Below are 9,629 nucleotides of genomic sequence, written 5' to 3'. Positions count from 1 at the left end.
CTCGAACAAGCCCCGAATGCCCCGTTCTGTTGCTCGGCGATGCGTGCACTTGGGCAGTTCTGCAACAGCCACGGTCCGAATCCTGGCCGTTCTCCGTTCTCCGTTCTCCTAAAGGAGTCGCTTGGCTGTCCGTTCGTCGCATTGCCCCAGGTCGGGCCATTCCATCGGAAAAGCACTATATTCGAGTCGCATCACGTCGATGTACTGCGTTTCGTGCCACCCTCGTGAACGTTCTCCGGAGCCTGATGCTGCTACCCGTACTCGCGTTCGGCAGTCGCCGCAAAGCAGGCCCTGCCGATGCTATGGAACCCCACCGCTGTCACGTTGCGCTTGCGTTTATTCTACTTCCGACTACATGAATCGTGTTTCCTATCCAACGGCTTTCTTGGGTACTTGCCTGCTACTAAGTGGGTGTACTCGTTCCAAAACGCCGGAACCAGCGTTGCGGCTGCCCCCGGCCACCACCGTGGGCGCCAATACCCTAGGCTTCCAAGTAGACGGACGGGTTTGGACCACCTACGGGCAAACGTGCGTCTTTTCAGGCCCCTGCCGAGACAACTCGCTTTTGGCCCGGGTCGACCGCGGGCCCAGCGGACTGCTTCGATTGGTCGTGACCACGCAACTCAGTACCGCGCAGTACGCGGAAGGCTTTCTGCTGCAACTGGACTCCGTCCGAGGGCCGGGGAACTATCGGTGCTCGCCCCAGTTCACGGGCACGGTCAGCCCGGTGCCCACCGGATTTGCCCTCCAGGACCACCTAACGACGGAGGCCACCCACCGGCTGGCCCTGAGCACGGCAGCCGCCAGCCGCATCGTGTTAACGCAGGTGGACACGGTGCGCCACATCATTGCCGGTACGTTTGAAGGACAACTGCGTCAGACCTGGACGCCCTACGTGACCAGGGAAATAACACAAGGTCGCTTCGATGTCCGCTATTAACGCCAATTGATTATCAAATAGCACTAAATAACTAGTGTTCAAGAAAACGGTCGTGGCTGTTGCAGAACTCGATTTAGGTGCTTGTTTTTCCGAGCAGGTACTGGAAAAGTGCTTCCGTTGGGAACAAAGGCCCGCTGCTAAGCCGCTCACCGCGGCTGTAACGGCTACAAGTGGCCTTGGCAGGGCCACGGCCAAGCTTACTTGCCGGGTGGGGCGGTGGTTGAGCAGCTTTTTGAGGTTGTAAGCCACGGCCGTGAGCAGCATGGTTTTGTGGGCGCCCGTGTGCCCGCGCACGTTCATTCGTCGGAGGCCGTAGTGGTGAACCAGATTCCCGAAGACGGGCTCGACCGTGCCCTGGCGCACCCGCCGCATGCGCTGCCCGCGCCGGGTGTGCTGGCGCAGCCAGGCGCGGCGGTACGCGGCGTCGTAAATCGTGCGGTTGATTTGCTTGCGCCGGGCCCGCGGCGCGCACAGCGGCTTGCGCGGGCACTGCTGGCAGGTGCGGCACGGGCCCCAGTAAATCTTGTGCCACCCGCCGTCCTGGTTCGTGTCGTACTTCTGAAAGGACAGCGTGTTGCCCTCGGGGCAGGTAAAGGCATCGGTCTGGCGGTCGTAGGCGAAGCCCTCGATTTCCGGTTTGTATTGGCCGAACACGGGAATCCAAGCGGTGATGTGCGCGGCTTCGAGCCGGGCGTAGTTCGGGCCGTTGGCGTAGCCGGCGTCGGCCAGCAGCTCGCGCAGGGGTAATTCGTGGTCGCGCAAGCGCCGCTGCAAGCCCGTCAGCAGGCGGGGCAAGTGCAGGCTGTCGCGTTTATCGGCATAATCGGCCTGCACGTGGCTGATGACGCCGGTGGCCGTGTCCACCGCGAGGCTGCAGAGGTAATTGAGCGCGCGGGCCTTGCCGGGTTTGATGGAGATGCGCGCGTCGGGGTCGGTGGGGCTGTAATGGGTCTTGTTGCTGAGCATGCGCGCCTTTTCGTGTTGGGCGCCCAGGGCGCCGGATTGCGTGCCCTGCCGCCGGGCTTGGGCCGTGGCCAGGTTGCGCAGCTGGTGCGCCGGCGCGGTCAGCACTGCGGCGGGTGGCACCGCCGGCTCGTCGCTGCTCCCCGCCACGTGCGGGCCGGGAGCACCCGCGGCGCGCTTTTCCAGCACCCCTTCCAAGGAAGCGTTGGCCTTGATGGGGGCCGAATCCACGGCTTGGGTGTCGCCGGCCACCAGGCCGCGGGCCACACACTGGGCAAAGACGTGGTCGAACAGGCGATCGAAGACCGCGGCTGGAAACAGCTGGCGGGTGCGACTCACGGTCGAATGCCACGGCAATTCTTCATCCACCTCGTAGCCCAGGAAGTAGAGAATGTCCAGCCGCAGGGCGCAGTGCTCGACCAGGCGCCGGTCGCTGACCAGGTTTTCCAGCCGGCCCACGAGCACGAGCTTGAAGAAGACCACCGGGTCGAGCGAAGGCTGGCCCGTGTGGCTATAGAGTGCCTGGGTCTCCTCGTAGAGGAATGCCCAGTCGACCAGCTCCGACAGCCGGCGGTACAGGTTATGGGGCGGAACCCGTTCGGAGAGCCGAAAGCGGACCACCTCTTTATCGAGGTATTGCTTCTTGCCTTGCATCCTTCCTCTACGAACCGGTAGCCTAACCGGTCAAGAGTTCTGCAACAGCCACGACCGTGGCTGTTGCAGAACTCCCTAAACGGGTATTCACCACCTGTTTATTGGGTCATCAATTGCTCGAACAAGCCCCGAATGCCCCGTTCTGTTGCTCGGCGATGCGTGCACTTGGGCAGTTCTGCAACAGCCACGGTCGTGGCTGTTGCAGAACTCCTCGCAACGCTTGTCAGCAAAGTTTCGGCGACCAGAAGCAAGGGAGAAAAGCGGCTAAAGGCCCTTTTTACACGCATTGAGCAGCGAGCGTGTGCCTTTTGAGGTCACTTACTGGGTTCTGCAACAGCCACGGTCCGACTCGCAAAACGAGGGATTATAATGGAAGCTGTTCTGATTCTTTATAGCGTCCCGACGTTGTACTTGGCAAGAACGATGAGCAAAATAAATCCGATAATGAGCAGGACTAGTAACGTTTGTTGTGCTTGCTGCATGATGGACTGGTTTTCCTCGTCTGCGGCAAAGGCGACTAAACGCGCTGTTGGCCACGCCAGCAGGTGAACGGGCACAAAAAAGGCCCCCGCCAGCAGCACCGAGTCCAAGTAATTGCTGCTGGTGAGGTGCAGGTCCGTTTCGCGGTGCGTCCAGAACCGGCCCAGCGCCCCCGTGATGGGATACACGTAGAAGAACAGCAGCACGCCGAGCTGCAGTTTGGCAATCACCACGACGCCCGAGTCGCTTGTAAACTTCATCGTGGCCTGGTTGCGGCGGTAGAGCACCGCTAGGAAATAATTAACGTGGGTGCGAAGCATACCGCCAAAAGTAACCGGTCGGGTATCTAGCCTCATGCGGTTTACTGAAACGGTCAGAATCGCTACCGTTCTCACAAAGGAGCGAAAAGATGGACTATCTGCGACAAGGGAGCAGCAGTGGTCCTGCTCGCCCTATCTTTCCACCATGCTGCACAAGCTGCCCCCCTTTCTTTGGTTGTTGCTTCTGGTTTCTGCCGGCTTGGACGGGTGCAGTGCTAAACGTGTTGCTGTCGGCCCATCTCCGCCGCGTGAACAGGAAATTATGCGCTTTCGGTCCACCAACCCAACAAAAGGGCCCGTTCTATTCGGACAGGTCAAATTGATAGAGGGAACGAACACTTATATTTTAGCCTCCGCTATAGTGTCATTGGACAAGCAGTTATCATTTACCAATGCAGAAGGCAATTATTTTTTGACAGTACCACCCGGCAGTCATCAAATGATGACTGGGCAAGTTGGTGTCCTCCAATCGGTACTGAGGTTGCACCTAAAGCAAGGTGACTCAATACGCGTTAATTTTCATTTGCGCCCCGACCGAAGGCCATTGAACTAGTTGGGAAGGCGCAGTACCCTCTGTTCATTTAAACGGTTCAAACTATAAAAGTCCTTCATTGAGCCGTTTAGGCGCTCATTGCCCGGCAGGTTTCACCAAGATGGTTCCGCTGCCGAGATAGGCCACCAGCCATTCGACGTGGTGCGGCAACAGAAACACGTTCATTCCGGAGGGTGTCGTCGCCGCGGAGCGGTGGGCCAGCCACGCGTGGACGGCAGCGCCGTCGGCGTCGTAGGCGCGGTGCAAAAAGGCGTGCACCGGGTGTTCATACACCAGGTAATAGGCCGGTTCGGTCAACTCTTCAAAGAGAGAAGGGTCCGCCGCGAACAGGGTGTCGGTGCGCACGCCTTCGTCGACCATGTGCTGCACTTGGACCAGCAGCTTCCCTTGGTCCTCCGGGGACAGGCGGCGTCCGGGCAGGGGCCGTTGGGTGGCGTCCCAGTGCTGGAGCTGCGCCACCAATTGGTCTTTGAACCCTTGCTGGTCCCGTAAATCGGTGGTGAGGCGGATCGTGGCGTGGGCGGATCGGACCACGTACGCGCCCAGGTCCTCGGCCACGCCGTCGATGTCGGCCAGCGGCAGGTGCTTGGTGCGGAAGCCGTATTGCCACAGGCCCGTGTCCGTCAACTCCAGCCGGTGCCGCAGGGCATACACCAGCCCGGCGGCGCAGCCGAGCAACAAGGGCAGGCTGATCATCCACAACGGGCCGTAGTCTCGGGCGCGCATGGCCTCCACACCGCTCCAAGCAGCCACGACGCCACCACCAACGGCGGCGCCGTAAATCAACACTTTTGTGCCCAGCGTAAAATCGGTGCGGGCGAGAACGGGCATGGAGCGCTACGGGGGCTAAGGCGACGGAAAGTAAGGGATTCGCCGATCGCTGGCAATGGTGGCCACAAATCTACTGTTCAGCGAAAGGGTGGTGGCTGTTGCAGAACTCCTCGACGAGCACTCCAGCAGTGTCGTTCTCGAAAGGAAACATCCTAAAAGGGGGTTGGAGCATGCTTTCTGTTGGCGGAATCGCACGTGCAATAGGTGCTGAAGGCGAAATCCAGAGTTCTGCAACAGCCACGGTCTGAATCGCGAAACGAGGCTTTCGGTTCGGCAGGGTTTGCGCCCGTTCGTGGGGCTGAATAACCGTTGGCAGGAATTGTCTTTTGGGCGGGAAAGGGGAGGGGTAGGTTTGAGCCATCAATCACCCAAACACCACCAACGCCGTGAAATCCACTGCTCTCCTCCGTCCTTTTGCCGTCCTGCTGCTGGGTGCTGCCCTGGCTCAACCGGCTGTCGCCGCCGCGCCGCCCGCCGCTCGGGCTGCTACCCTTGTGGCTGATAACCCCGCCGCCCATCCCACCTTCACGGTACGCGTGGTGGGCCAAGGCCGCCCCGTGCTGCTGATTCCGGGTCTGACCTGCCCCGGCGCCGTGTGGGACGAAACAGTGGCCCGCTACCAGAGCCGCTACCAGTGCCACGTGGTGAGCTTGAGCGGTTTTGGTGGCGTGGCCCCGGCGGCCGATGGCAGCCCGGCGAGCTTTCTGCCCGCTGTGCGCGACCAGCTGCTGGCCTACATCAACACCCAAAAGCTCGACCGGCCCGCCATCATCGGGCACAGCCTGGGCGGCTTTATGGGCCTGTGGCTGAGCACCACGCGGCCCAACGCGGTGGGTCCGCTCGTGATTCTCGATTCGCTGCCCTTCCTGCCGGCCATCCAAAACCCGAACCTGACCGCCGAAGCCGCCCGCCCCCTGGCCGAAGGCATGCGCCAGCAAATGAAGGCCGCAAAAATGCCGATGGCGCAACAGCGCCAAATGGCGGCCAGCATGGTTTCGGACACGGCCCGCCAAAGCCTGGTGGCGCGCTGGGGCCAGGCCTCGGACCCTGCGAGCGTGGCCCAGGCCATGTACGAAATGTACACCACCGACCTGCGCGCCGACCTGGCCGCCGTGCGGCAGCCCGCGCTGGTGCTCGGCACCTGGGCTGCCTATAAGCCTTACGGCGCTACCATGGCCTCGACGCGCGCCATCTTCGCAACGCAATACGCCAAGCTTCCGCAGCACCGCATCGAAATGTCAGAGGCCGGCAAGCACTTTCTCATGTACGACGACACCGCGTGGTTTTTTAAGCAGACCGACGCATTTTTGCTGGCTAATTATGCTGCCCGCAAGTAACCGCTTGTTCTTTTCTCACCTTTTTCATCTGCAACCCATGCCCGCCACCCTGACCCCCGCATTGTCTCTGGACCAGCTCCGGCTGGAGTTGTCCGTGAAGGCCAAGAATGGCCTGGACTTCATCCTGGCCGGCGTGCTGGTGTGGGCGGCCATTGCCGGGGTCTGGCTGCTGCCCAACCCGCCCAGCCGCAACGGCTTCATTACCTTCTTTGCGGGCTCCCTTACCCTGCCGCTGGCCCGCCTGCTGGCGAAGCCGCTGCGCACCACCTGGACGCTGCCGCACAACCCGCTGCAGCCGCTGGGACTCTGGCTGAATGTGGCGCAGCTTTTTTACTTTCCCCTGCTGGTGTTCGTGTACATGCGCTTCCCGCAACACTTCATCATGACCTACGGCATTATCACGGGCGCGCACTTTTTCCCCTATGCCTGGTTTTTTCGGGCCCCGGCCTACGCCGTCATGGCGGGCGTGATCAGCGCGGGCTGCCTGGGACTGGGGCTGCGCCTGTCCCCGGGCCACCTCTACCTGATACCCGCCTTTGTGGCCGCGTGCCTCGCGGTGCTGGCGGTGCTGCTCGGGCGTTCTTACCGCCAAAACCAGCGCGCCTACCAGGCCGTGGCCCATGCAGAATAGCTCGACCAGCCCCCGGACCGAGCCGGCCGGGCCGCCCCCGAGCCGCTACTACTGGCGCACGCAGCTGCTGAGCTGGGGCGCCTACGCCGTATTCAACCTGATTTTATTCAAATCCTTCGCGGGCAAGTCGGCCGGGGCCTGGGCTTGGGTGATGAGCGGGGTCATTGCCGGCGCGCTGCTGGGGGCCTCGCACCTGCTGCGCCTGCTGCTGCGGCGCCAAGGCTGGCTGCGCCTGCCGCCGCTGGCGCTGCTGGGCCGGCTGCTGCTGGCCAACGCGGCCCTGGCGGTGGGCAGCGAGGTGGCCATTGGTTTGGTGACCTGGGTGTTGCTGCCGCGGCAGCCAGCCGGGCAAGGTCCGCAGGGCTGGTTGCCGTACCTAGGCTACGCGCTGAACATGAACATCATGCTTTGGCTGTGGTCGGCCGCGTACATCGGCTGGCACTACCTGCAACGCTCGCGCCGCGCCGAAGTGGAGAAGTGGCGGCTGACGGCGGCCGTGCGCGAGGCCGAGCTGAACACGCTGCGGGCCCAGCTCAACCCGCATTTTCTCTTCAACGGCCTCAACAACATCCGGGGCCTGGTGAGCGAGGACCCCGGCCGCGCCCGCCAGGCCCTGGCGCACCTGGCCGAGTTGCTCCGCTACGTGATGCAACACAGCGCCACGCCGCTGGTACCGCTGGGGCAGGAGCTGGAAATCGTGGCCGACTACCTGGCCCTGGAAGCCCTGCAGCTGGAAGACCGGCTGCGCTACGCGCTCGACGTGGCCCCCGCTGCCCGGGCCGCCCAGCTGCCGCCGCTCACGGTGCAGCTGCTGGTGGAAAACGCCATCAAGCACGGCGTGGCGAGCCGGCCGGCCGGGGGCTACGTGGCCATCACGGCCCAGCTCGACGCGGCCGGCTGGCTCTGCCTGACGGTGCGCAACCCCGGCCGCTATGCCCCGGCGCCCGCGGCGGGCGGCAGCGGCCTGGGGCTGCGGGGGCTGCGCGAGCGCCTCGCGCAGGCGTTTGGCCCGGCGGCGGTTTTCAGCCTGGACAACGACCCCAACGCGGCCGACACGGTGCTGGCGGCGCTGCGCCTGCCGGTGGCCGCTGCCTCCGCCGGCCCACTGGCCTTTAGTCCTCTTTCTACCCTTTCGCCCGCTGTGCAATGAGAGTGCTGCTTGTGGATGATTCGCGCCTGGCCCGCGCCGAGCTGCGGCGCCTGCTGGAAGCTTTCCCCGACGTGGTCGTGGCCGGCGAAGCCCGCGACGCCAACGACGCCCGCGCGCAGCTGGCGGCCCAGCGGCCCGATTTGCTGCTGCTCGACATTCACATGCCCGGCGAAACCGGCTTCGAGCTGCTGGCTTCGCTGGAAGCGGCGCCCCCGGTGGTTTTTACCACGGCTTATGACGCCCACGCCCTGCGTGCCTTCGAAGTCAACGCCCTCGACTACCTGCTAAAGCCCGTGCAGGAGGCGCGCCTGGCCGCGGCCCTCGACAAGGTGCGTGCGCAGCGGCAGGGCGATGGCCGCGGCCCGGCCCCCGCGCCCACCGCCGCGCCCGCGGCCCCGCTCTCGGAGCAGGACCAGGTATTTGTGAAGGACGGGGAGCGGTGCTGGTTTGTGCGCCTGGCCGAGGTGCGGCTCTTTGAAATCAACGGCAGCTACACCCGGATTTCCTTCGACCAGCACCGCCCGCTCATTCCGCGCACGCTGGCCCAACTCGAAGCCCGCCTCGACCCGAAGGTGTTTTTTCGGGCCAACCGCCAGCAGATTATCAACCTGAACTTCGTGGTGGGCGTCGAGCCGTGGTTTAGCAACAGCCTGCGCCTGACCTTGCGGGGCGGCGCCGAGGTGGTAGAAGTGTCGCGCCAGCAGTCGGTGCGCTTCCGCGAGCTGCTGAGCCTGTAGCGGCGGCGCACCTTTGGCCGGCGCGCAGCGGTTCCCGTATCCGGCACCGTGCCCCACGCCCGGCCCCTTGCGTTGGCGACAGGTACGGGGCATTCCGTCCCCGATACCTCCCCACGGCAGACTGCTAGGCGGTCTTTGGCAGCCCGGCTCTGCAACGGCCCCAATTACCTCATTACCAGCGCAGGCAGGCCTAACGGCCGGCAAGGACATCCTAGCGATGCCCGCCCGTTGTGATACCCGGCTGGTAACTCATGGACGCTTCCATTAGCGCCTTTAAACGTCGCTGCGGAGCGGCAATCGTTTTGTGAAACGGTAATATCAGGCTACAAGGTGGGCTGCTCCCAGATTTTCACGAATCACGGTTTGAGCACCCGCGGTGCGGCCGGCCTGTTGCACGGTCACCGGTTAAACAATCGGGCGATTGCCCACGGTTGGCGCCCGCCTATTTCCGGCCTTCGTGCAGCTGCTGCACGGCGCTGGCAATGCGCCGCTGCCGCGTTTCGGCCGTTTTCGCTTGCTCCACGGCCAGCACGTGGCGGAGCTGCTGGCTGTAGGAAAGCCCCGCGAAGAACCGCTGAGCGGGCGCGTCGTGCGTCAGGGCGGCGGCCAAATCAGCAGGCACGTTGACTTCCCGCGCTTCGGTGTCGAGGGCCAGCTGCACGGTGACTTCCTGACCGGCGTGGACGCGGGCGTGTTGCCGGTGCTCGGCGCTCACCCCCAGCATATAGACGCCGCCCATCACGGCCACGCTGCTGCGGTAGCGGTGCCCGTTGAGGGTCACGCACACCTTGGGCTTTTTGCCGGCGCCGAGGGCCTCGACGATGGCGGCGGGTACTTCCACGCCCGTGGCGGTCTTGCCGTGCAACTGGAGGACGGCGCGAAATTCCATGGTCATCTGGCTAAGGGGGCAACGACATTCGGTGAACAGAGGGGTGAAGGTAGTTAGCCGTTCACCTAAACGGTAAGAATACCAAAAGGAGGGGAATTCTACCCGCCCGGCAGAGGCGCAACGGCTTTTCGTGCTACCTTCCCC

8 protein-coding genes and 1 pseudogene are annotated in these 9,629 nt (G+C 63.5%); 5 read left to right on the top strand and 4 right to left on the bottom strand.

From position 1 onward, the window contains the following. Positions 1-199 precede the first annotated feature (199 nt). Positions 200-877 (top strand): annotated as a pseudogene (locus LJ738_RS21680) (Riean_0653 family protein); the annotation flags it as partial. On the opposite strand, the gene LJ738_RS20930 reads toward LJ738_RS21680, so the two are convergent. The 3 genes from LJ738_RS20930 to LJ738_RS20920 form a co-directional block, all read right to left on the bottom strand. Further along, entirely contained in the window at positions 818-2,557 is a 1,740-nt protein-coding gene (locus LJ738_RS20930) for an IS1182 family transposase (RefSeq protein WP_227788305.1), read from the bottom strand. The pseudogene LJ738_RS21680 and the gene LJ738_RS20930 sit on opposite strands and share 60 nt — an antisense overlap. A 389-nt stretch (positions 2,558-2,946) precedes the next feature. Next, positions 2,947-3,357, bottom strand: coding sequence for a hypothetical protein (locus LJ738_RS20925; RefSeq protein ID WP_227788304.1), 411 nt, complete (start codon positions 3,355-3,357; stop codon positions 2,947-2,949). Positions 3,358-3,985: 628 nt separating this feature from the next. Then, the gene (locus LJ738_RS20920; RefSeq protein WP_227788303.1) at positions 3,986-4,741 is read right to left on the bottom strand and encodes a hypothetical protein; all 756 of its coding nucleotides are present in this window, start codon (positions 4,739-4,741) and stop codon (positions 3,986-3,988) included. Positions 4,742-5,127: 386 nt separating this feature from the next. On the opposite strand from LJ738_RS20920, the gene LJ738_RS20915 reads away from it, so the two are divergent. The 4 genes from LJ738_RS20915 to LJ738_RS20900 are packed head-to-tail and all read left to right on the top strand — an operon-like array spanning position 5,128 to position 8,596. Next, positions 5,128-6,078 (top strand): alpha/beta fold hydrolase, encoded by a 951-nt coding sequence (locus tag LJ738_RS20915; protein WP_227788302.1) that lies wholly within the window; start codon positions 5,128-5,130, stop codon positions 6,076-6,078. 37 nt (positions 6,079-6,115) lie between these two features. Next, entirely contained in the window at positions 6,116-6,709 is a 594-nt protein-coding gene (locus tag LJ738_RS20910) for a DUF7010 family protein (protein WP_227788301.1), read from the top strand. After that, positions 6,699-7,859 carry a sensor histidine kinase gene (locus tag LJ738_RS20905; RefSeq protein ID WP_227788300.1) on the top strand — a complete coding sequence of 387 codons (1,161 nt, stop codon included), beginning with the start codon at positions 6,699-6,701 and terminating at the stop codon, positions 7,857-7,859. Before LJ738_RS20910 ends, LJ738_RS20905 begins: the two co-directional genes overlap by 11 nt. Continuing rightward, positions 7,856-8,596: a LytR/AlgR family response regulator transcription factor gene (locus LJ738_RS20900; RefSeq protein ID WP_227788299.1), complete on the top strand. Its 741-nt coding sequence runs from the start codon at positions 7,856-7,858 to the stop codon at positions 8,594-8,596. Before LJ738_RS20905 ends, LJ738_RS20900 begins: the two co-directional genes overlap by 4 nt. Before the next feature lie 442 nt (positions 8,597-9,038). Here the strand turns inward: LJ738_RS20900 and LJ738_RS20895 are convergent, their stop codons facing one another. Beyond that, positions 9,039-9,485 (bottom strand): YdeI/OmpD-associated family protein, encoded by a 447-nt coding sequence (locus LJ738_RS20895; protein ID WP_227788298.1) that lies wholly within the window; start codon positions 9,483-9,485, stop codon positions 9,039-9,041. Positions 9,486-9,629 lie beyond the last annotated feature (144 nt).

The sequence above is a fragment of the Hymenobacter plasmatis genome (genome assembly GCF_020711255.1).
Classification (GTDB): domain Bacteria; phylum Bacteroidota; class Bacteroidia; order Cytophagales; family Hymenobacteraceae; genus Hymenobacter.
Note: the sequence above shows the minus strand (reverse complement) of the source record. Positions and strands in the feature narration are given on the sequence as shown.